The sequence below is a fragment of the Streptococcus cristatus genome (genome assembly GCF_001588905.1).
GTDB lineage: Bacteria > Bacillota > Bacilli > Lactobacillales > Streptococcaceae > Streptococcus > Streptococcus cristatus_N.
In genome coordinates this window covers 1-22,938 of record NZ_LAWH01000005.1, presented here as the reverse complement: position 1 = coordinate 22,938, position 22,938 = coordinate 1, and the positions used below count along the sequence as shown (strand labels likewise).

Below are 22,938 nucleotides of genomic sequence, written 5' to 3'. Positions count from 1 at the left end.
GGTATTGACTATATTTCTATCTCCAAGGTACGAAAAAAGATTAAAAAAGCATTAAAAGGGCTTCTTTAATCTTTTTAATTTCTTTATCGAGACGTTAACAGTCAAATATTCTATTCGTCCTTCGCCGCAAAACCATCATTTTTGATGGCATACTGCTCTATGATGCCATTATGGCCAAAGAGAACTCCGTGGAGGACTCCGCCATAAACAGCTCCGCCATCCATGCCAATCTTGCCATCCTCAGTCATCCAAAGCTGATCAGTTCCCGGCGCTTCATGCAAGAGATAAAATGTCGGTGTATGGCCAAAGACAATCGTTTTGCCAGTCTGATTGCTGCCTTCATGAAAAGGAGCGCGAATCCAAACTTTTTGATAATCACTGGTCTCCCGCCAGTCTTTCAGCTCCAAATCAAGGCCAGCATGGACAAAAATGTACTGTTCCGTCTCCAATAGAAAAGGCATCTGACGAATAAAGTCGACTAAATCTGCTACCGCCGCCTTGACACCTTCCGCGTCTGCTACTCCATCGACAGGAGCATTGAGTGGTCGGCCTAAAAGCGAATTAATCGTCGTATCTCCGCCATTGCGTCGGTAGTGGTCATAAGACTTTTCAGGATTGTCCAGCCAAGTCAGAAACATATACTCATGATTGCCAGAAAGACAGACAGCTCCTTCTTGCTCCACCAGAGCTTTGACTCGCTCCAAAACGGCTCGGCTGTCTTCGCCACGATCGATCAAGTCCCCTAGAAAGACTAGTTGGCTGCGACCGTCCCAGTGCTGGAGTAATTCATCAAGCATACCAGCCTTGCCATGGACATCACCGATTACAAAATATTCTGTCATAGTCGTCACTTTCCAAAGGAGACCGAAACACTAGTGTCTCAGCCTCGCTTGTTTATTTTTTTAATAATTCTCTGGCTTGCGTCAAAGCAGCCTCTGTCACATCTTCACCAGCCAGCATCTTAGCGACTTCCTGAACACGCTCGTCAGCCGTCAGCAGGCGAACCGTTGAAACGGTCGAATTCTCATCCGAAATCTTCTCAATAAAGAACTGATAATCGGCAATCGCAATGACCTGCGGCAGATGGGAAATTGCCAAGACTTGACCGTTGGAGCCAATCTTGTAAATCTTCTGAGCGATAGCTTGAGCCACACGGCCAGAAACGCCCGTATCCACTTCGTCAAAAACAATACTGGTCTTGCCTTCCTTACGAGAAAAGGCCGATTTGATCGCCAACATAAGACGGGAGAGTTCGCCGCCAGAGGCAACCTTCACCAAAGGTTTGAAATCCTCTCCCGGATTGGCTGAGATGTAAAACTCTACTTGTTCATTGCCTTCACGGTTGAACTTGCCCTTACTGAACTGTACTTTAAAGCGCGCCTTTTCCATGTAGAGATCCTGTAGCTCCTGCTTGATTTCCGCTTCCAGCTGGGCTGCTAGTCCGTGACGAGCCTGACTCAGCTCCTGAGCCAGCTCTACCAGCTCTCTCTCCAAGGCCTTCAGTTCTCGGTCCATATCCTCTGAGGACAAGTTACTTCCAGTTAAAAGGCTGTATTCTTTTGAAATCTGAGCAAAGTAATCCAGCACATCATCTACTTGTCCGCCGTATTTACGCGTGATGCTGTTAATCAAATCCAGACGACTCTCCACCTGCAGCAGCCGATCTCCGTCAAAGTCCAGTCCATCTAAAATGTCCTCTAGGCGCTTGCTGACATCTTCCAAGACATAATAAGTCTCTGACAAGCTGCCGGAAAGCTCCTTGTAAGCTGGATCGTAATCTTCAATAGACTCAAGGTCATTCATAGCTGAGCGAACATTGGCCAGACTGGAAAAATCTTCATTATCCAGCATGGTATAGGCGTTCGTTAGCGTATCGGCAATGAGCTTGTGGTTGAGCAAACGATCTCGTTCCTGATGCAAGGCAGTATCTTCACCGCTTTTGAGGGCTGCGCTCTCAATCTCCGCCATCTGAAACTCCAGCATCTCAATTCTAGCCTTATGCTCCTGCTGGTTTTTCTGCAGAGTCAGGACTTGCTTACGTAGACTTCGATAGCGGTCAAAGGTTTCCTGATAGCGGCCTTTGAGATGCAAAAAGTCTGCTGATCCAAACTCATCTAGCATGGCAATATGAAGCTGAGATCTCATCAGCTCTTCTTGATCGTGCTGACCATGAATATCCACCAAATGCTGACCGACAGCCTTTAGAACAGATAAATTGACCATCTGACCATTGATACGGCTGACACTGCGGCCGTTTTGCAGAATTTCTCGACGGATAATCAGCTCATCGGTCAGCTCCCAGCCCTGCTCCTCAAAAATCTCTCGCAAAGCTCTGCTATTTTCCAGCGAAAAAAGTCCCTCTATCTCAGCTTTGGACGCCCCATGACGAATAACATCCGTCGTAGCGCGGCTGCCCAGCATCATGTTCATGGCGTCAATAATAATAGACTTGCCGGCTCCGGTTTCCCCGGTCAAAACCGTCATGCCTTGCTCAAAATTAAGGGAAATCTCCTCAATAATGGCAAAATTTTTAATCGAAATTTCTAATAACATAGACTTTCCTACCAATTATTGATTTCAGCCGTGACTTTTTGGGCTGCACTTTCACTTACTGCAACGATTAGGATACTGTCGTTATCCGCAATGATGCTGAAAATTTCCTCAGCAAATTCTTTACTCAGATGACGCTTGACTACCGCCGCACTTCCTGGTATTAGGTTAAGATTGAGCATATTTCCTAGATTTTGACAGGCCAAAATATTATTTTCAGCCAACTTCAGACTATTTCCAGCTGTTTTAGGAAGCTCATAAATATAGGTGTTATCTTTAAAAGGGATTTTGACAATCCCTAGCTCCTTGATGTCTCGTGAAACCGTTGCCTGTGTCGCTGTAATACCAGACTCCCTGAGATGTTCTACAATTTCCTCTTGGGTGCCAATCTCAAACTCGCTGACAAATCGTCTGATTTTCTCTAATCTATCCTTCTTCTTCATCTTTAAATTCCCTGTGGGCTGCCTCTACGACAGCAACTAAGTCTTGCTCCAGCTCATTTTTCGGCTGCTCGTTTTTCTCCAGAAAGGCTAAAAATTCAACATTGCCATGCCCACCCTGAATCGGAGAAAAATCTAAACCTTTGACTGAAAAACCTGCTTCTACCATAAAGGCTGTCACGGTTTCCAGCACCGCCAAATGAACTTTCTTGTCCTTGATAATCCCCTTCTTGCCAATCTGCTCGCGGCCAGCCTCGAACTGAGGCTTGATCAAGGCCACGACCTGACCTCCCTCCTCTAAAATCTGATAGAGGGCCGGCAAAATCAGGCTGAGCGAGATAAAGCTGACATCAATGCTGGCAAAGCTGGGCCGAAAGTCAAAATCAGCTGGCTCCGCATAACGAAAATTGAACTGCTCCATGCTGATAACCCGTTCATCTTGGCGAAGTTTCCAGGCTAACTGGTTGGTTCCGACATCAACAGCGTAGACCAGTCGTGCTCCCGCCTGCAACATGACATCGGTAAATCCTCCAGTTGAAGCTCCGATATCCAAGGCCACTCGGTCTGCCACCGAAAGGCCAAAGACTTGCAAGGCCTTTTCTAATTTTAGGCCGCCCCGACTGACATACTTGAGCTTTTCTCCCTTGAGTTTGAGCTCTGTTGCATCATCGATTTTTTCACCCGGCTTATCAAAGCGCTCTCCATTCGCAAGTGACACGACCAGACCAGCCATCACTCCACGCTTGGCCTGCTCTCGGGTCTCAAAGAGGCCTTGTCGATAGGCCAGTACATCCACTCTTTCCTTAGCCATCCAGTCTCAAACTTTCTATTATTTTTTGAATTTCTTCCGCTGAAAAATCACTTTCTTTGTCTAGTTGCTCCAGCAGGCTTTTTGCTTGTTCCAGCGTTTCATCGAAAAAGTCTCTGGCTCCATCCAAACCTAGTAAAGCTGGATAGGTTGATTTCTCAGCCGCCAGATCCTTCTGCGGTGTCTTACCGATCTGCTCAAAACTAGCCGTCACATCTAAAATATCATCCCGTACTTGAAAAGCCAAACCCAAGAGCTCTCCCGCCTGACGAAGCTTCCCTAGGACTGATTGACTAGTCTGAGCTATGATCCCCGCTGCTACAAAAGGATAGGCCAAGAGCTTACCTGTCTTATTGGCATGGATGGTCTGGAGCTGGTCCATGGTCAACTTGCGGCCTTCTCCCTGCATATCCAGAACCTGCCCAGCTACCATACCATAGGATCCAGCCGCCAAAGACAGCTCTGCTATCAGATCCACCTTGACCTGACTAGGGAGCTCTGCCATTGCCACTAAACCATAAGGATCCAAAAAGAGAGAATCTCCCGCCAAAATGGCCATATCCTCCCCAAATTTCTTGTGGCTGGTCAGACGGCCTCGGCGGTAGTCATCATTATCCATAGCTGGCAAATCATCATGGATCAGGCTGCCAGTATGAATCATCTCCAGAGCCGCCGCCACCTGAAAATGAGCAGGAGTCAGTTCTAGACCAAATCCCTCCAGCAACTCCAAAAGCAAGAGAGGGCGGATCCGCTTGCCACCAGCCTCGATAGAATAGAGAATGGTCTCAGTCAAATCCGCTGACACTTCCTTGCTCTGATAAAATTCTTGAATCGTCAGGCCAATTTGCCTGATTTTAAACTCTCTTGTCATTCCATATCCGTTTCCGTGCCATCCGCCTGCATGACCTTGACCAAGGTCTTTTCTGCCTGATCTAGCGTCTTTTGCAAGTCTTTAGACAGCTGCATGCCCTTCTGGAATTCAGCGATGGCCTCTTCCAAGGCCACATCTCCATTTTCTAGCTTCTGGACAATAGCTTCCAAATCAGCTAAGTTTTCTTCAAATTTCTTGTCTTTTGACATCTTTTACCTCAACTTGGACCTGACCATCCCGCATGAGAATGGTCAGCTGGTCCTTCTTCTTGATATCCTGACTGGACTCGATTACTGTTTCATTTTTTTGGATAATAGCATAGCCCCGCGCCACAATGCGACTGGTATCCAGCATGAGTAGCGCATCTGACAGCCGCTTGGCTTCAGCCACCTTATGGTCATAGATCACCGCCATATTGCTACGCAACAAGCGCTCCTGCTGGTGCACCTGCTCCTGATAGCGCTGCACCTGCTGCAGAGGTGACAGAGATTCCAAGCGATGTTGGAGAATATTGACCTGCTGGACTTCTTCACTATAATATTCGCGAATTTTTTGCTTTAATCGTAGATTAAGCTGGTCTAGCTTTTGCAGATAGCCATCATAAAGTCGCTCTGGCTGCCGAAAAATAACAGAAGAAGCCAGCTTGCGCAAGCGTTCTCGCTGGTAGGAAAGACGGTTGGAGGCCGCATTGGACAGACGATTTTGCTGCTGATTCAAATGCCCCAGAAGATCCAGCTTGGTGACTGGTGTCGCCAATTCTGCTGCTGCTGTGGGGGTTGCCGCACGTCGATCTGCCACAAAGTCAGCCAGAGTCGTGTCCGTTTCATGCCCCACACTGGAAATGATCGGAATCTGAGACTCAAATATAGCTCGTACGACGATTTCCTCATTAAAAGCCCAAAGATCCTCGATGGACCCGCCACCTCGGCCAATAATCAATACATCCAAGTCTTCTCGCTCATTGGCTCGACGGATATTAGTCGCTACCTCTGCGGCAGCTCCTTCGCCCTGAACCTTGGTCGGATAAAGCAGGATGTCCACGCCAGGAAAACGGCGACTGACTGTCGTGATGATATCTCGGATGACAGCTCCACTAGGACTGGTCACCACCCCAATCTTCTTAGGAAACTGAGGCAGGGCTTGTTTAAACTTATCTTGGAAAAGACCTTCTTCTCCCAGTTTTTTCTTGAGCTGCTCGAACTGAAGAGCTAGGGCGCCAATACCGTCTGGCTCAGCCTTTTCAATGACAATCGAATAGGAACCACTTGGTTCATAGAGCTGAACACGGCCAATGACATTGACCTTCATGCCCTCTTCTAGTTCAAAACCAAGCTTTTTATAGACACCTGACCAAATAGTCGCCTGAATCACTGCCTTCTCATCCTTGAGGGAAAAATACTGGTGATTGGGGCGCTTGCGAAAATTGGAGACCTGACCTGTCAGATAAACCCGTTCCAAATAAGGATCTCGGTCAAACTTCATCTTCAAATAACGGGTCAAAGTCGAAACCGATAAATAATCTGGCATGTCGCTCCCTTTCTATTTTCTAGTATTTGCGTAACCTTTATTATACCAAAAAATGGAAGAAGGCGGTGCTTCCAAGTTCCCAATTTTCAGGATAAAAATCACTAAGATTTTGTACTTTCCTTGATAATTTGATACATTTCGATATGCAACTGTTGGGCAATGAATTCTAAGGTTAGTAAACTAGGAATCGAATCGCCTGCCTCAATACGAGCCAGCTGTCTGACTGTCAAACGAGTCTCATCCTCACACAGCAATTCCCTTGTCATTTTACGTTGTTCCCGCAGTTCTCGAATTTTTTTCCCAATTGCTATTTTTAGCTCTGACATGGCACTTTCCGCACTTATCCTTTTCTACTAGTTTTTATACTTTTAACTCTCATACTTTATTTTTATTATAGCACAAAAAAGTTTTCTATCGTATTAACTTTTTTCTATAAATTAAAAAAGTAATTATGTGAGAAAGTTCATGAATCTTAGACTTTTCCTAACTAAGACAAAATTTCCTAATCCACAAAAAGAGACTCGGATTTTTCCAAGCCTCCCAAAATTTATTGACTAAAATTTTTCATCCAAGTTGGAATTTGTCGACTCAATTCTGTCGGTAATACCACATAAACCTCTTTGGCTAATTCATCCGCTATGGCTGAATGCAAGTAGGTCGCAGCTGTTACTCTTTCAAGAAGTGAAGCCTGCTGAAATTGACCTGCAAAGCCAGCAATCATCCCTGCCAAGGTATCTCCCATACCGCCAGTGGCTTGATAGGGACCACCAACCTGCAGCTGATAAATATCCTTTTCCCCACTCTGAAAAACTCGCGTTCCATTCCTTTTCTGTACAACTAGAGTTCCCTTAGGAAATTGGTCAACAGCCTTTTGGCTAGATTTTTCGTCCTGCGACTCGATGGGCAAGCCAGACAAACTTTCCCATTCTTTCTGGTGAGGGGTAAAAATTGTCTGGGACTTTGGAAAAGGCAGAGCTTGCTTGGCAAAAAGCGAGATAGCGCCCCCATCCATAATCAAGATTTGTTGCTTGTTTACAAGCTGTAAAACCAACTGCAGCACCGATTTCTCTAAAGATTTTTCAGCCAAACCCGGTCCGATTAAAATAACAGTAGCCTTGCGGATCTGATCCATCAGTCGCTCTTGCTCCCACAAATCAAAGGCCATAGCCTCTGGCAAATGGGCATGGAGGGCAGGAATATTTTCCCGTTCAGTTGCAACAGTCACCAAACCAGCTCCGCTCCTTACTGTGGCCAAGGCAGCCATGATAATAGCTCCACCATAGGGATAGGTCCCGCCAATCAAGAGCAGGCGACCATAGTCGCCTTTATGGCTGTCTGGCGATCGATTTATAATAACCTTTTTCAAAAGCCTGTCACTGACTAGTTTCATCTTTTATCCTCTATAATTATTTAAATGTTTTCAAAAACCAATATTAGCCGCCCAAGCACATCAGGCAAAGAAATTCGACTGCTATTTTCTATTCCTGATAAGCGCATATCTTTATTAAATTCTAGTTGCATAAGAGAAAGGTGCCGAACCGAACAAAAAGCATTATCTTTTGTCACTTCAAAATCAAAAGCTAAAATGACTCTCCATCTCACCAGTTATCGCCAATAAGCATATTCTATACTTTGACAATTTTTCCGAAATTTCCAATCTTTATTTCGACCCGAGCAATTTTTCTTCTCCCATATTTTACCATATTTTCGCTCGATACTTAAAATGAAGAAACCGATGCAGAGAACAGGCCGTTTGAAACTATTACATCGCTTACTACCACAGTACCTAAAATATGTAGGCTTTCATCAAAGAAAACTATACCACGAAACTCTAGTCTCATCTAAAAAGCCCCAGCGAATTTTAAAAAACGTACAGTTGCCAATGCAACTCTTTGGTTGTAAGCAAAAACAGCTATCGGTTCATTCAAATAAACAAATTTATCTTGAAAACAAAAAAGGTCCACTGGACCTTTTCAAAATGTTAAGTTACTACCGTAACTTTCTATCAACAACCTAAAAATGTCCCCCAGACATTTTTAGCCACCTAGATATGCTTTGCGGACTTCGTCGGAAGTCAAAAGTTCTTGGCCTGTTCCGGACAGAACGATTTTTCCAGTTTCAAGAACATAACCACGGTCTGCGATAGACAGTGCTTTATTGGCATTTTGCTCAATCAAAAGCACAGTTGTCCCCTGCTTTTGGATATCTTGAATGATATCAAAGATTTCTTGAATGAAAATCGGCGCCAGCCCCATTGATGGCTCATCCAAGAGCAAGAGCTTAGGAGTAGACATGAGCGCTCGACCCATAGCCAACATCTGCTGCTCACCACCTGAAAGGGTTGCAGCATCTTGGTTTTTACGCTCTTCCAAGCGTGGGAAACGAGAAAAGACCTTTTTGAGATTGGCTTGATTTTCTTCTCGGTTTGTTTTGAGAAAGGCACCCATTTCCAAATTTTCCAAAACGGTCAGACCCGGAAAGACATGACGGCCTTCTGGTACTTGCGAAAGTCCAGCTGCTACGATTTTTTGAGCAGGAACTTTTTGAATTTCATTGCCTACAAATTCAATTTTACCAGCACTTGGACGAACCAAGCCTGAAATCGTGCGGAGAATGGTCGTTTTTCCAGCGCCATTGGCACCAATCAGAGAAACGACTTCTCCTTCGTTGACTTCAAAGCTGACATCACGGACAGCCTGAATCATGCCATAGTGGACAGATAGATTTTCAACTTTGAGCATGGACATTAGGCTTCACCTCCTAGATAAGCTTCAATAACGCGTTTGTCATTCTTAATCTCATCTGGTGTGCCGTGGGCAATCAAGCGACCGTACTCTAGTACGTAGATGCGCTCAGTTACTTCCATAACCAGACTCATATCATGCTCAATCAGCATGATAGTAATGTTAAATTCATTTTTAATCCGACGGATCAGGGCAGTCAGCTCAGCTGTTTCCTGTGGATTCATCCCAGCAGCTGGCTCATCCAAGAAGAGAATCTTTGGCTCTGTGGCAAGCGCTCGGACAATCTCTAGACGACGCTGTTGACCATAAGCCAAATTTTTAGCCAAGGTTTCTGCTTCCTTATCCAAGTCAAAGATAGCCAGCAATTCCAGAGCTTTTGCTTTCAATTCCTCTTCATTTTTATAAAATGCTGGAAGGCGGAAGAAAGAAGCCAGCACATGAGGTTTATGGTGATTACCGAAAGCAATCAGTACATTATCCAAAACAGTTAAATCTTTAAAAAGACGGATATTTTGGAAAGTCCGGCTGAGACCCAGTGTTGCAATCTTGTAAGGTGTTTTACCATTCAGCAAATGACCATCCAAAGTAACTGTTCCCTCACTCGGTTCATAAACACCCGTCAAAAGGTTGAAAAGAGTTGTCTTTCCAGCACCGTTAGGCCCGATAAGACCGACCAGTTCCCCTTCGTTCAATTCCAGAGTTACGTCACTAACAGCTGTTAGTCCTCCAAAATTTTTGGTTAATTTTTTTACATCAAGAAGTGCCATTATTCTTTGACCTCCTTATTCTTTTTAAAGAGCTTAGCCAAGCTAAATTCCCAAGTACCAAGCAAGCCGCCTGGACGGAAAATCATCACCAAGATTAGGGCAAGCGAATAAACAATCATCCGAACGCTTGAGATATCTTGTAAAAGCATATTGAGGATACCCAATACTACTGCCGCAACGATTGCTCCAGTCATTGATCCAAGACCACCAAAAACAACGATAATCAGGACATTGATTGTATTGATAAAGGAATAGTCTTTTGGTACAACAGAACCGACAAATCCAGCCTGCAAAGAACCTGCAATAGAAGCTGTAATAGCCCCAAAAACGAAAGCAATAACTTTAATTTTTGTTGTATTGACACCAACAGACTCTGCCGCAATCTCGTCCTCGCGAACAGACAAGGTGCTACGTCCGATAGGACTGCGGAGGAAGTTAAGAGTCAAAATAGTTGTAATTACGACAAAGACATAAACCAACTGCCAAGAGGTAAAGTTAGGAATGGATAGGATACCTGCCGCACCATTAGTTAGATCGCCTCCATTGACAATCAAAATCCGGATAATTTCAGAAACACCCAGCGTCGCAATTGCCAAATAGTCTCCCTTTAAGCGCAGGGTCGGAATACCAACAAGCAGAGCTACTGCACCTGCAATCACAGCGCCAACCAACATAGCAATAAAGAAAGTGCCATAGTTTGGAGATTTAGAGCCCATGATAGCTACTGCATAGGCACCAATGGCCATAAAGCCAGCATGCCCAAGCGAGAATTGCCCAGAAAAACCAACGATAAGATTGAGGCCAACAGCCAAGATAATATTAATCCCAATCTGCTCAAAGATTTGCAGATAGAAAGGATTGAGAATACCTGTGCTAGCAAGCACTGTCATCAATAGATAGCCAAAGAGGATCAGAGCAAGCCATAACGCATTTACTTTTAAATTATTTTTCATACATTACACCTTCTCTTTCACATTTTTACCTAGAATACCAGCTGGGCGAACCAATAGAATGATAATCAAGATCGCATATACAATCGCATCACGGAAATCTGACAGTCCAACTGCTGTTGCAAAAGTTTCCAAGAGACCGATTACAAAACCACCCAAAGCTGCCCCAGGGATGATACCAATTCCTCCCAAAACTGCCGCAACGAAGGACTTGATACCTGGTGTCATTCCCATCAGTGGTTCAAGTGAGTTGTAGTAAAGAGCAATCAGCACCCCTGCTGCTCCTGCCAAGGCTGAACCCAAGGCAAAAGTAAAGCTGATCGTACGATTGACATTAATACCCATCAGCTGAGCAGCATCACTATCCACGGAAACAGCCCGCATGGCTTTACCCATTTTCGTCTTTTGCACAATAAACTGCAAACCAACCATGAGTAAAATAGAAATTCCCAAAATCATTAGTTGAATATTGGAAATCGAAATTGGCCCAAGCGTATAACGCACTGTTTTAATCACTTGAGGGAAGGAGCGAGTATTGGCACCTACAAAGAAGACCATCCCGTACTCCAAAAGGAAAGAAACCCCAATTGCTGTGATCAAAGCTGCAATCCGTGTCGAATTGCGCAGCGGACGATAGGCTAAGAATTCAATCACTACACCGAGGATTGCTGTACCAACCATAGATAAAATAAGGGCTACAAAGAAGTTTAGGTGAAGGGCGTTAATCAGGTAATATCCCATAAAAGCACCAATCATATAAATGTCTCCATGCGCGAAATTGATCAGTTTGATAATTCCATAAACCATGGTATAACCCAAGGCCAGAAGCGCATAAACACTCCCCAAAATCAATCCATTAGCCAATTGCTGAAGAAATTGTTCGAGCATTCCACACCACTCTTTCTAATATAAAATAAGAGCAGAAACAACAATCTCAGACGAAGCCTTGTCTTGCCGTCTCTACTCAAACATCATAAGCAAGTAAGAAACAAGTCAAAGACTGGGTTTATCCCCAGCCTCAGACCCTTTATTCAGGTTTAACTGTTTCAACAGTTTCTACTTTACCATCTTTCAAACCAATCATCAAGGCTGTCTTCACAGGATTGTGATCTTTATCGATGGTAATAGATCCAGTAACTCCTTCAAAGTCTTTTAACTTAGCAAGGTTATCTTTAATATCTACAGATGTTTTTGCACCCTTAGATGCTTCTGCTGCCATATAAACTGCGTCATATGAAAGGGCTGCAAACATTGAAGGTTCTTCGTTATATTTAGCTTTGTAAGCTGCAACGAATTTCTTCGCTTTATCTGTCATGTCACCTGAAGTTGAGAAACCAGATACATAATAAACATTAGTTGCCGCTGCTGGAGTTGCTTGCTCAACAAACTTGGCATCGCTAAATCCATCAGGTCCAACGATTGTTTGGTTGATTCCCAAACCACGCGCTTGGTTCACCAATTTACCAGCTTCTGTGTAATAACCTGGCACAATCAGTGCATCAAAGTCTTTACCTTTGATTTTTGTCAAAGCAGCTTGGAAGTCTGAGTCACCAGAAGCGAAAGTTTCTGTCGCAACGATTTCACCCTTGTATTCTTTCTTGAAAGCTTCTGCCATTCCTTTTGCATAATCGCTTGAATTATCATAGTAGAGAACAACTTTTTTAGCTTTCAAAGTATCAGTTACATATTTAGAAATTATTTTACCTTGGTAACCATCAGTAAAGGTTGCACGGTACAAATAATCTTGTTTATTTGTCAAATCATCTTGTGTAGCACTTGGTGTTACCAAAGGAACGCCTGCTTTACCAGCATTTGCGATTGCAGCAGCGACGGCACCTGAAGTTGCAGGACCAATGATTGTATTAACTTTATCTTGAGTTACCAAGCTTGTAGTAATAGTTGCAGCTTCTGCAGTTTCTGATTTGTTATCTTTATCAGTTACTTCGATTTTCTTGCCATCTACACCACCAGCTGCGTTGATTTCATCAACAGCAAGTTGAGCACCGTGTTGTTCTGCAGTACCGTAAGCCGCTACAGCGCCAGTTTCTTCAAAGTTGAAACCGAATTTAAGTGTTTTACCGATTTCTGTTCCAGTAGCAGATGAGTTGTTTGTAGAAACTTCTCCACAGGCTGCTAGAAGCGCAGCACTAGCAAAAGCTACAAGCGAAAGTGCAAATTTTTTCTTCATGAATAATCTCCTCTATTTTGTTTTTTGCTATGTTTGCAAATGATATAGTAAGAATATACCGAATTATCTGACAATTGTCAACCCAAAGAAGCCATTTTTTTAAATAATAGCGTTTTCTTGGTTTCTAAATAAGCTTCCAACAAAATTCGTATCCAGATTTTGGATCTCGCAGGTCTGGATTTTTTTGATATAGGACTCTTTTGACAGGCTCTCCTTCAGAGAATCCGCCTGATCTTTTGCCACATAAAGCTGTAAATAACGGTGCTTCTTAGAATGATAAATAATATCTCCAACATGAGCCAACTTCTTTGCATCGCGATTATAGTATAGATGAATAATTAAGCCCATTCGTTCTTCTTTTTTAAACATGACAATCCTCTCTGGTCATTTATACTCTATTGATTATATCAAAAAAAGCCCACAAATGGGGCATTTTTCGTAGTTATAAATGAAAACTAGCTAAGATTATTATTAGCCATGATTTCATCGATGAAACCATATTCTAGAGTTTCTTGGGCGCTCATCCAGTAATCACGTTCAGCATCTGCGTGAATCTGCTCAACCGATTTACCAGAATTGTCTGCAAGAATTTGCTCCAAGGTCTTACGAGTCTTGAGCAAATGCTCTGCTGCAATGGCCATATCTGTTTGCTGAGTACCGCCACCAGTACCACCCATTGGTTGGTGGATCATATACTCTGCATTTGGAAGCATGAAACGTTTGCCTTTAGCTCCGCTAGATGCAATGATGGTTCCCATGCTGGCTGCCATTCCCATGACAATTGTCTGCACATCAGACTTGATGAAGTTCATGGTATCCACAATCGCCAATCCCGCTGACACAGAGCCACCCGGAGTATTAACATAAAGATAGATATCCTTGGTGCTGTCTTGTGCATCTAGGAAAAGCAATTGCGCAATAACAGAATTAGCCATATTGTCCTCAACAGGACCTGTCAGCATGATAATACGGTCTTTTAAAAGGCGTGAGTAAATGTCATAAGAACGCTCACCACGGCTGGTTTGTTCAATAACTACAGGAATCATGAATATTTTCTCCTTCATTCGATCTATTCATTATTATATCTTTTTGGTCAAAAAAGGTCAAATATTTGCTTTCTCTGTCCGATGACAGAAAGCAGCGCTGAGATTATCTCTGGTTTGGAAAGCATAAATCCACCGGTTTGGCAGAACTTTCCTTTTTGCAACTTCTAGCTATTATTTTGTACCAAAGAGGCGGTCACCAGCATCTCCGAGACCTGGAACGATGTAGCCGTGTTCATTGAGGTGATCATCAAGGGCAGCAGTGAAGATATCTACATCAGGGTGAGCATCCTGCAAGGCTTTAACACCTTCTGGAGCAGACACTAAGCAGACAAAGGTGATGTTGCTTGCGCCACGTTTTTTAAGTGAATCCACCGCCAAAATAGCAGAACCACCCGTAGCCAACATTGGATCGACAACAAAGATTTGACGTTGATCAATGTCTTCTGGCAATTTTACCAAATATTCAACTGGCTTCAAGGTTTCTTCATCACGATACATTCCGATATGGCCGACTTTAGCGGCAGGAACCAAGCTCAGGAGACCATCCACCATACCGATACCAGCCCGCAAGATTGGGACGATCGCTAATTTCTTCCCTGCAATCTGCTTTTGAACTGTTTTCGTAATCGGTGTTTCAATTTCTACATCTTCAAGTGGCAAATCGCGCAAAACTTCGTATCCCATCAGCATTGCGATTTCATCTACTAATTCACGAAAAGCTTTTGTGGAAGTATCTGTGCGACGCAAGATAGACAATTTATGCTGAATGAGTGGATGAGCGATAACTTCAAGTTTTCCCATGATTGGATTTCCTTCTTTCATTTTATTCTTCTTATTATATCAAAAAAGAAGAAAAAAGGCTTGCAACAAGCAAACCTTTTCATCTATTTTGACTACTTTTTGATAGAAGAGTTTGATTTCAATTTAGGCTTTATTGATAGACTATTACACCAAACCTTCTAAGAGGCCTCTCATAAAGTTCTCAGAATTAAACTCGCCGATGTCGTCAATTTTCTCGCCAAAACCAATCAGCTTCACTGGAATATCCAGTTCCTGACGAATGGCAAGCACAACACCACCGCGCGCAGTTCCGTCAATCTTAGTCAGGACAATACCTGTCACAGGCGTAATTTTTGAAAATTCTTTGGCTTGAACCAGTGCATTTTGACCAGTGGAGGCATCCAAGGCCAAGAAAGTTTCATGTGGCGCTGCTGGATCTACCCGCTTGATAATACGACCGATTTTTTCCAGCTCTGCCATGAGATTGTCCTTATTTTGCAAGCGACCAGCTGTATCGATCATGAGAATATCAACATTTTCAGCCTTGGCTCTTTCCAAACCGTCAAACACGACACTGGCTGGATCGCTCTTTTCTGGACCAGTCACAACAGGCACATCGACTCGGCGACCCCACTCAGCCAGCTGGGCAACGGCTCCAGCTCGGAAGGTATCTGCTGCCACCAGCATCACTTTTTTACCTTCTTGCTTGTATTTATAGGCCAATTTACCGATTGAGGTCGTCTTCCCTACTCCATTTACACCGACAAAGAGCATGACAGTCAAACCATTTTGGAAATTGATTTTTTCATTAAAGCGGCCATCTTTCTCATAGATATCGACCAATTTTTCAATGATTAGTTGGCGCAAGGCTTCTGGTTTCTTAGCATTTTCCAGACGAGCTTCATAGCGCAGATCTTCAGTTAGATTGGAAGCTACCTGCACACCGACATCACTAGTAATCAGCAATTCTTCCAAGTCTTCAAAGAAATCTTCGTCAACTGAGCGGAAATTAGCAAAGAAGGCATTAAGGCGAGCACCAAAGCCAGTCCGCGTCTTTTTGAGACTGCGGTCATACTTGTCTTGGACACTCTCTTCTTGGTATTCAGCTGTTTCTACTTGAGTCTGTTCTTCCTCTGCCTCTTCTCCATACTCGGTCGAATCTACTTGTGAGGAGGTGCTGGCTTCCTGCTCACTAGATACTTCTTGCTCTGGTTCGTGGTTGATTTGCTCTCTTGCTGCAGCCAAACGCTCCTGCAATTCTTGGTAATAATCTCTGCTTTCAGTCGCTACTTCTGATTCGCTACTGCTTTCCAGAGCTTGATTTGCTGAAGTTTCAGACTGCTCTTCTGCCTCAGCCAAAACTTGCTCAGAACTTTCCTTATCTTCAAGCACTGGTTCAGATAAGTCAGCTTGTTGAGCAGTTGAGGCAAATTCCTGCTCAGAAGTTGCTGAATCTGAGGACTCTATTTTCTCTTCTGACACAGATTCTACTTCCTGAGTTTCCGCTGTTTCTTCATTAGAAGCAGCAAGGGGCTGGAAGTCTGTCTCAGATGGAACTTCAATCTCTGTAGTCTGATAACTCTCCTCTGCCTGTTCCTCTATCTGGGGCTTTTCTTCAAGTTCCTCTTTTTTACGTCCAAAAAGACGGTCAAATAATCCCATTCTTTAGTTCTCCTTCAATACATATTTCCGAATGGCCCAAGCAACTGCATCTTCATCATTGGTCATCGGAGTGACAACTTCTGCGACTTCCTTGACTTCTGGCACAGCATTTTGCATGGCAACTCCTAGCCCAGCCCAAGCAATCATTGACAGATCATTGGCTTCGTCACCGCAGGCCATAACTTGGCTTTTATCAATTCCCAAGTGGGCAATCAGTTTCTCCAAACCAGTCGCCTTGTGGACATTTTTCGGTGACCATTCCAGCAGCATTTCCCGTGATTTGAAAATCTCATACTGGTCAAACAGTTCGGGCGCAATATGAGGAATGGCTGCATCCAGCGGTTCCTGAGCAAAGGCTGTGACGCACTTATTGTAGGTAATTTGGCTAGAAAGGTCTTCAAAAGCAATGGATTCAAAGTTCAGAGCTGGATTAAACTCCGCATAGAGCGATACTTGGTCTGATTGAATCTGATAAACCAAGCCCCCATCAATCGCATCCAGAGGCAGACCCAATTTCTCAGTCTCTTCATAAATTCTAGCTACATCATCGTAGGCAAAAACTGTTTTATCCAAAATTTCGCCTGTATTGCGCTGAACCAGACCACCATTAAAGGTAATGGTGTATTCATCTACCTGACCATCGGTGCCCAGCTCATGCAGGAAAAATTCCATAGCCTTAAGCGGACGCCCTGTGGTCAATACAACTTTGACACCCTGCTGTTGAGCCGCTTTGAGCGCTGCCAGATTCCCTTCAGAAATCTTTTTATCCGTGGTTAAAAGCGTCCCGTCCAAGTCCAAAGCAATCAATTTAATATCAGCCATTACAAGCCCTCCATGTAGGTCATAACAGATTGGGCCGCATGGTGCCCAATCACTTCTTTCGCAACTGCCAAAATTTCCGGCCGTGCATTTTCTGGTGCAATCGGGTGTCCTACCACCTGCATCATATGCAGGTCATTGAGGTTATCACCAAAAGCCATGACCTGATCCATCTCTAGGCCTAACTTCTTAGCCAGCTCGACAAGAGCCACACCTTTATCCACATAATCCAGCACGATATCAATCGACTTATAGCCCGTTGTCATCGCCTTGACACCAGCGACATTCTCATTGACCCAGGCTTCGCCATCGGCCACTGTTTCTTCGTTGAAATTGGTCGTGAATTTAAAGATCTCGTCTGTAATCTCACTAAAATCAGCAACTTTTTGGATATTTTCATTATAATTAGCGCTGAAAGAGAGATAAGTCGGATCTACTGTATCTAGGACATAACAGCCTTTTTTCCCTGTCAGGAGCAATTCGTTGATATTGACAAAAGGCGACTCCTTAAGTTGGTCAAACACCTTGAGATAAAATTCTCTTGGCATGGTTGCTTCGTATAGATCTTTTCCTTGGAACTCTACAAGGCTGCCATTCTCCGCGATAAAGATAATATCATCTCGAACTTCATGAAAGAGCTTTTCAAGAGAAAGAATTCCTCGACCACTGGCAACAGCAAAGTAGATGCCCTTTTCTTGAAACTGGGCCAGCAGATGCTTGAGCCGCTCCATATCAAACTGGCCCTTGTCATCTAAAAAAGTACCGTCCATATCTGTTGCTACTAATTTTATGCTCATACTATAAACTTTCTAAATCTTTTAACTTGACCGACACAATCTTGGAAACTCCTGACTCCTGCATGGTTACTCCATAGATAGAGTCTGCTGCAGACATGGTTCCCTTGCGGTGGGTCACAACGATAAACTGGCTTTCTTTGTCAAAGCGGTTAAGATAATCTCCAAAGCGCTTAACATTGGCCTCATCCAGAGCTGCCTCAACTTCATCCAAGATAACAAACGGTATGGTCTTGACACGGATGATGGAGAAGAGTAAGGCTAAGGCTGACAGGGCTTTTTCTCCACCACTCATAAGATTGAGAGATTGGATTTTCTTGCCCGGAGGCTGAACCGAAATCTCTACCCCAGCTGTCAACAGGTCGCCTTCTGTCAAGATGAGGTCTGCTGAACCGCCGCCAAACATCTGGCTAAAGGTCAGCTTAAAGCTTTCACGAATGGCTTCAAAGGTTGTTTGGAAACGTTCCTTGACCTCGTCATTCATCTCTTCAATGGTTTCCAAGAGAAGATTTTTGGCCGAGAGGACATCGTCCCGCTGACTATTGAGGAAATTCAGTCGGTTGCTGACTTCTTCAAATTGTTCTACCGCTTCCAGATTGACTGGTCCCAAAGCACGAATAGCCTTTTCTAAGTCTTTGACTTGAGCTTCCGCAGCTGCAAGATTTTCCAAAGAACGCGCTCTTTGATCAGCCTCTTCAAAGCTGATCTGGTAATTATCCGTCAGATTGGTCAGCAGACGACGCAAAACATCTGAAAATTTCTCTTTTTCTGCCTCTGCCTTGGCCTGACGGCGAATCAAACTTTCATTTTGCTGACGTGCTTGGTCTAAATACCCTAGAATATCCTCAGACTGCCCCTCTAAGTCGTCCAGCTCAAATTTGAGTCGGATGAGGTTCTGATCCAAGTCTGTCTTTTTCTCTTGGGCAGTCTTAAGTTGCTCTTCCAAGACGGAAATATCCACCTTTTGACTGACAGCTTCTTCCTTTTGCTCTATCAAAAGCTGCAAAGTAGCAACTTCCTTGTCCAAGGCAGCCTTCTCCTCTAGCAAACGCGACAAATCATTCTTCTCAAAGCGCTGGCTAGAAGTCAGCTCCGTGCTCTTCAATTTCAGTTCAGACAAGTTAGCCGATAGCTGATCGAAGCGATCCTGAACAGCGTTTTTATTCGACTTGACTTGCTCAATTTCTGCAGTAATAGCCGTTTTTGCAGCCTCAATAGCCGACAGCCGCTCTTCCATTTTTTTCTTTTCAGCCAGGCCTGCTGTTTCAGTCTGGCTAGCCAAATCTTGCTCCTGCAGTTTCTCCAGCTGGCTGAGTTCTGCAACCCGCTCCGCAATCTGTTCGTAGGCCAACTTGACTCTTTGCTCCGTCAAGCGAGCTTGCTCACCCTCAGACTTGATGGCTTCCAAGACTTGCTTAGCCTCTGATAGCTGAGACTGCAAGCTTTCGACTTGCTGCTCCTGAACTTTCAGCTTCTGGGACTGCTGCTCCATTTCTCCGAGCAGGCTGTCCAATTCAGGCTTGATAAAGATTGTGTTATTATTGCGATTAGCTCCTCCAGCGTAAGAGCCGCCTGTGCGCAGTTCCGTGCCGTCCAGCGTTACAATTCTGACTTGGTAACGAACCTGACGGGCAGCTGCACGCGCATGTTCAATGGTATCGAAGATAGCAGTTGTTCCCAGCAGATTTTGGAAAATATTCTCCAAACCTGACTCATAGGTCACAAGCTCTGAAGCTATACCTAAGAAGCCTGGACTGGCCTCAATTTTGGATCGATTTTGCTCAGGAAGTTGGCGAGCCTTAATGGTCGTCAGAGGTAAGAAAGTGGCCCGACCAGCCCGATTTTTCTTAAGAAAATCGATGGCTCTGGTCGCTGCCCCCTCGTCCTCAACGATGATATGCTGACTACTTGCCCCCAGCGCAATTTCCAAAGCGGTCTGGTAATGAGGATCGAAGCTCAATTTCTCGCTGACTGCCCCGACAATACCACCCAGACGATCAGCCTCCTGCAGAACGCTTTTTACACCTGCATAAAAATTGCTGTGATTTTTAAGGATAGCTTCTAAACTGGCTGCACGAGCTTTTTTATTTTTCAAATCATCCAGCAGGGCAAACATACTGGTCTGCTCATTTTGATAAGCAGTCGCCAACTTCTCGACCTGCTCCTCCTGCTGCTGATACTGATCTAGCAAGTCTCTGAGGGCAGCCTGTGCCGCTTCCAATTCTGCTTGTCGAGCCGCTTCTTCGTCTCTACCAGCTTTTAAATCAGCCTGTAGTTTGCTAAACTCTGCCTGTTTGCTGGCCGCTTGGCTCCGCTCATTCTCCAGACGATTTTCTAGCGAGGTCAAGTCGTTGGACAAGTCCGCTTCTTCTTGCATGAGCTTGACGTAACGATCCCGCAGATTTTCGATCAACTGGTCTGGGTCATCTGAAAAGTCCGCCAATTCTGCTTCCAACTGGCTCATAGCCTCTTGATTTTCTGTCAACTGGACTACTAAATCAGCCAGATGAGCTTCCTTGGAGGAAATATTAGCTGTCAGCTGCTGGCTTTTTTCTCTCAACCCAGCCAAGCGTTCTTCATTTTCCAAACGGCTGCTGGCCGCCTGACTAGATTCCAGCTTAGCTAGGTCTATCTGGCGTTCCAAATCACTGATCAAACGCGTCAACTCCAAAAGACTGGCCTGATCGTCAGACAGTTTTTGATTCACTTCCTGACGTTTAACCTTAATCTCTTGGTTTTCACGCTCCAATTCATCCCGTTTCGTATAATAGGCCGCTAGTTCCTGCTTGATACTCTCCAAATCAGCTTCTGCCGCCGTCAAATCAGTTTTATTCGCCTTGATTTGAGCCACCAAGACATCCAGATAAAGCTCCTGACGCTCTTTATCCAGTTCTAAAAAGCGCTTGGCCGTCTCAGCCTGCTTTTCCAGTGGCTTGACTTGACTATCCAGCTCGTAGATAATGTCTTCCAAGCGATCAAGATTGTCTTGAGTCTGCGCCAGCTTGCTTTCCGTTTCCTTGCGGCGGGTCTTATATTTGAGCACTCCGGCCGCTTCTTCAAAAATAGCCCGACGCTCCTCTGGCTTACTGTTAAAGATTTCCTCGACCTTTCCTTGGGAAATAATGGAGAAAGAATCCCGTCCCAGTCCTGTATCCATGAAAAGGTCATGGACATCGCGCAGACGGACCTTTTTGCCGTCAATCTTGTACTCGCTATCACCACTGCGATAGATATGGCGCTCGACGCGGATTTCCTTGCCTGCTTGCTTGATAAACTGATCCTGATTATCCAAAACCACAACGACCGAAGCATAGTTGAGGGGCTTGCGGTTCTCCGTCCCTGCAAAAATGACATCGGGCATCTTGCCACCCCGCAGACTCTTGACACTCGACTCACCCAGAGCCCAGCGCAGGCTCTCTGTAATGTTGGACTTGCCTGAGCCATTGGGACCAACAACAGCAGTCACACCTTGGTCAAAAACCACCTTGGTCTTATCTGCAAATGACTTGAAGCCCTGAATTTCAATTTCCTTTAAAAACATTAGTGACTTTCCTTTTCAAATGCATCCTTGGCAGCTTCCTGCTCAGCCAGTTTCTTAGAACGGCCTTGTCCCTGACCCGCTTTCTGACCATTGATTAACACAGCCACAGCAAAGTTCTTAGCATGGGCTGGCCCTGTCTCATCTGTAACCTGATAGACAATCTCCACATCACCATTAACCTGCAGGAGTTCCTGCAACTTGGTCTTATAGTCAGTCACCTGCTCAAAGTCACCTGCTTCCACCTTAGGAATCATGACTTGATAAATAAAGTCCTTGACAGTCTCCACATCCTTATCCAAAAGGAGAGCACCCAAAAAGGCCTCAAATAAGTCACCCAGAATGGTATCCCGATTGCGGCCTCCTGACTTTTCCTCACCGCGACCTAGCTTGATAAACTGATCAAACTGACAGTCCCGTGCAAAGCCAGCCAAACTCTCCTCCCGAACAATCATGGAGCGTAGTTTTGACAAATCTCCTTCTGGTTTTTTGGGATATTTTTTATATAAATACTCAGAAATAATCAGCTGCAGAACAGCGTCTCCTAAAAATTCCAGGCGTTCATTGTGTGAAATTTTTAAGAGGCGGTGCTCATTGGCATAGCTGGTATGAGTAAAAGCGGTCTCTAGCAGACTGCTGTCTTCAAACACCAGCCCAAACTGCTCCAGCAGTGCATCTTTTAATTGTTCCATAATTTCTTTTTCATGCTAAGCCAAGGCAGAGCATGAGTCCAATCCATCCTTTCTAAAATGATGTTCTTTGTGAACTATCTACCATTATACCAAAAAACAAGTGCCAACGCACTTGTTTACTTGCCTTCTTAGCGTATTTCCCGGTCTATTCCTTATCTGGGATGACCTTGAAAAGATAATAGGTAATAAAGATTGTCAGGGCGAACAAGAAAATTTTCACCCAAATTATCGGAGCTAACGCAATAGAAATTCCCATCAAGATATAGATGGACACGATAATCTTTTTCTTTCGCTCCTTGGCAATCGAGCCAGTCTCCCGAAAATCTGCGACATAGGTCTGATATATCTTGGTGTGATAAAGCCAATTCTCAATCCGTTTGGAACTGCGCGAAAAGCAAGCAATAGACAAAAGTAAAAAAGGAGTCGTAGGAAGAAGGGGCAGAAAAATCCCCAGTACCCCTAAAGCCAAAGATAGACAGGCAATCACAAAATAAATCAAGCGCATTTAGTTTCCTCACGTACGTTTTCATGATCATCTTTAGCTTCCTTTCTAGTATAAAAAACAAGCTAAAAAATATAAAACTAGTTTCCCATAAAAAATAATTCTTGTCAATCTTAAAAAAGAGGCTGGGACAAAAGTCCTAGCCTCTCAATTTTCTTTGGATTGTCGAGCAAGACACAGTGGTTGAGTGGGCTCTACTACGCTGATTTCATCAGCTTTTACAGCCCTACTCAACTGTGCGGAGGTGGGACGACGAAATC

General features: G+C 44.3%; 23 protein-coding genes. All 23 read right to left on the bottom strand.

The genetic code is table 11. The annotated features are described in order from the left end of the window. Positions 1-110 precede the first annotated feature (110 nt). The 23 genes from A0765_RS01005 to A0765_RS00890 all read right to left on the bottom strand — a co-directional run bounded on the left by A0765_RS01005 (position 111) and on the right by A0765_RS00890 (position 22,681). Positions 111-842, bottom strand: coding sequence for a metallophosphoesterase family protein (locus A0765_RS01005; protein WP_062004155.1), 732 nt, complete (start codon positions 840-842; stop codon positions 111-113). 52 nt (positions 843-894) lie between these two features. Further along, positions 895-2,553 carry a DNA repair protein RecN gene (gene recN, locus A0765_RS01000; protein WP_062004153.1) on the bottom strand — a complete coding sequence of 553 codons (1,659 nt, stop codon included), beginning with the start codon at positions 2,551-2,553 and terminating at the stop codon, positions 895-897. A gap of 8 nt (positions 2,554-2,561) precedes the next feature. After that, entirely contained in the window at positions 2,562-2,993 is a 432-nt protein-coding gene (locus tag A0765_RS00995) for an arginine repressor (RefSeq protein WP_062004150.1), read from the bottom strand. Then, positions 2,977-3,801: a TlyA family RNA methyltransferase gene (locus tag A0765_RS00990; protein ID WP_062004148.1), complete on the bottom strand. Its 825-nt coding sequence runs from the start codon at positions 3,799-3,801 to the stop codon at positions 2,977-2,979. The genes A0765_RS00995 and A0765_RS00990 overlap by 17 nt, the downstream gene beginning before the upstream one ends. After that, a complete protein-coding gene (locus tag A0765_RS00985) occupies positions 3,794-4,669 on the bottom strand; it encodes a polyprenyl synthetase family protein (protein ID WP_062004147.1) in 876 nt (291 codons plus the stop codon). Before A0765_RS00985 ends, A0765_RS00990 begins: the two co-directional genes overlap by 8 nt. Then, positions 4,666-4,878: an exodeoxyribonuclease VII small subunit gene (locus A0765_RS00980; protein WP_005589516.1), complete on the bottom strand. Its 213-nt coding sequence runs from the start codon at positions 4,876-4,878 to the stop codon at positions 4,666-4,668. The genes A0765_RS00985 and A0765_RS00980 overlap by 4 nt, the downstream gene beginning before the upstream one ends. After that, positions 4,856-6,196 carry an exodeoxyribonuclease VII large subunit gene (gene xseA, locus A0765_RS00975; protein ID WP_062004145.1) on the bottom strand — a complete coding sequence of 447 codons (1,341 nt, stop codon included), beginning with the start codon at positions 6,194-6,196 and terminating at the stop codon, positions 4,856-4,858. Before xseA ends, A0765_RS00980 begins: the two co-directional genes overlap by 23 nt. A gap of 101 nt (positions 6,197-6,297) precedes the next feature. Further along, entirely contained in the window at positions 6,298-6,522 is a 225-nt protein-coding gene (locus tag A0765_RS00970) for a helix-turn-helix domain-containing protein (RefSeq protein WP_048765763.1), read from the bottom strand. A gap of 221 nt (positions 6,523-6,743) precedes the next feature. Continuing rightward, complete coding sequence (locus A0765_RS00965) at positions 6,744-7,586, bottom strand: NAD(P)H-hydrate dehydratase (RefSeq protein WP_062004143.1); 843 nt, start codon at positions 7,584-7,586, stop codon at positions 6,744-6,746. A gap of 646 nt (positions 7,587-8,232) precedes the next feature. Next, a complete protein-coding gene (locus A0765_RS00955) occupies positions 8,233-8,943 on the bottom strand; it encodes an ABC transporter ATP-binding protein (RefSeq protein WP_062004139.1) in 711 nt (236 codons plus the stop codon). Next, the gene (locus A0765_RS00950) at positions 8,943-9,707 is read right to left on the bottom strand and encodes an ABC transporter ATP-binding protein (RefSeq protein ID WP_005589509.1); all 765 of its coding nucleotides are present in this window, start codon (positions 9,705-9,707) and stop codon (positions 8,943-8,945) included. The genes A0765_RS00955 and A0765_RS00950 overlap by 1 nt, the downstream gene beginning before the upstream one ends. Continuing rightward, the gene (locus A0765_RS00945) at positions 9,707-10,660 is read right to left on the bottom strand and encodes a branched-chain amino acid ABC transporter permease (protein ID WP_005589507.1); all 954 of its coding nucleotides are present in this window, start codon (positions 10,658-10,660) and stop codon (positions 9,707-9,709) included. The genes A0765_RS00950 and A0765_RS00945 overlap by 1 nt, the downstream gene beginning before the upstream one ends. Before the next feature lie 3 nt (positions 10,661-10,663). Next, the gene (locus A0765_RS00940) at positions 10,664-11,545 is read right to left on the bottom strand and encodes a branched-chain amino acid ABC transporter permease (protein ID WP_062004137.1); all 882 of its coding nucleotides are present in this window, start codon (positions 11,543-11,545) and stop codon (positions 10,664-10,666) included. 139 nt (positions 11,546-11,684) lie between these two features. Further along, positions 11,685-12,845: an ABC transporter substrate-binding protein gene (locus A0765_RS00935; RefSeq protein WP_061911462.1), complete on the bottom strand. Its 1,161-nt coding sequence runs from the start codon at positions 12,843-12,845 to the stop codon at positions 11,685-11,687. Between the two features lie 99 nt (positions 12,846-12,944). Further along, a complete protein-coding gene (locus A0765_RS00930; RefSeq protein WP_062004135.1) occupies positions 12,945-13,214 on the bottom strand; it encodes a DUF2129 domain-containing protein in 270 nt (89 codons plus the stop codon). Between the two features lie 86 nt (positions 13,215-13,300). After that, positions 13,301-13,891: an ATP-dependent Clp protease proteolytic subunit gene (locus A0765_RS00925; protein WP_015605185.1), complete on the bottom strand. Its 591-nt coding sequence runs from the start codon at positions 13,889-13,891 to the stop codon at positions 13,301-13,303. Between the two features lie 171 nt (positions 13,892-14,062). Beyond that, a complete protein-coding gene (gene upp, locus A0765_RS00920; protein WP_015605186.1) occupies positions 14,063-14,692 on the bottom strand; it encodes a uracil phosphoribosyltransferase in 630 nt (209 codons plus the stop codon). Positions 14,693-14,836: 144 nt separating this feature from the next. Further along, positions 14,837-16,333 carry a signal recognition particle-docking protein FtsY gene (ftsY, locus tag A0765_RS00915; protein ID WP_062004133.1) on the bottom strand — a complete coding sequence of 499 codons (1,497 nt, stop codon included), beginning with the start codon at positions 16,331-16,333 and terminating at the stop codon, positions 14,837-14,839. Positions 16,334-16,336: 3 nt separating this feature from the next. Further along, positions 16,337-17,155, bottom strand: coding sequence for a Cof-type HAD-IIB family hydrolase (locus tag A0765_RS00910; RefSeq protein WP_062004131.1), 819 nt, complete (start codon positions 17,153-17,155; stop codon positions 16,337-16,339). Then, positions 17,155-17,949 (bottom strand): Cof-type HAD-IIB family hydrolase, encoded by a 795-nt coding sequence (locus tag A0765_RS00905; RefSeq protein WP_062004128.1) that lies wholly within the window; start codon positions 17,947-17,949, stop codon positions 17,155-17,157. The genes A0765_RS00910 and A0765_RS00905 overlap by 1 nt, the downstream gene beginning before the upstream one ends. A gap of 1 nt (position 17,950) precedes the next feature. Further along, on the bottom strand, positions 17,951-21,487 hold the full coding sequence (smc, locus tag A0765_RS00900; protein ID WP_062004126.1) for a chromosome segregation protein SMC: 3,537 nt from the start codon (positions 21,485-21,487) through the stop codon (positions 17,951-17,953). Then, positions 21,487-22,176 carry a ribonuclease III gene (gene rnc / locus A0765_RS00895; protein WP_045501072.1) on the bottom strand — a complete coding sequence of 230 codons (690 nt, stop codon included), beginning with the start codon at positions 22,174-22,176 and terminating at the stop codon, positions 21,487-21,489. Before rnc ends, smc begins: the two co-directional genes overlap by 1 nt. A gap of 145 nt (positions 22,177-22,321) precedes the next feature. Next, entirely contained in the window at positions 22,322-22,681 is a 360-nt protein-coding gene (locus A0765_RS00890) for a YbaN family protein (protein WP_062004124.1), read from the bottom strand. Between the last annotated feature and the right edge of the window lie 257 nt (positions 22,682-22,938).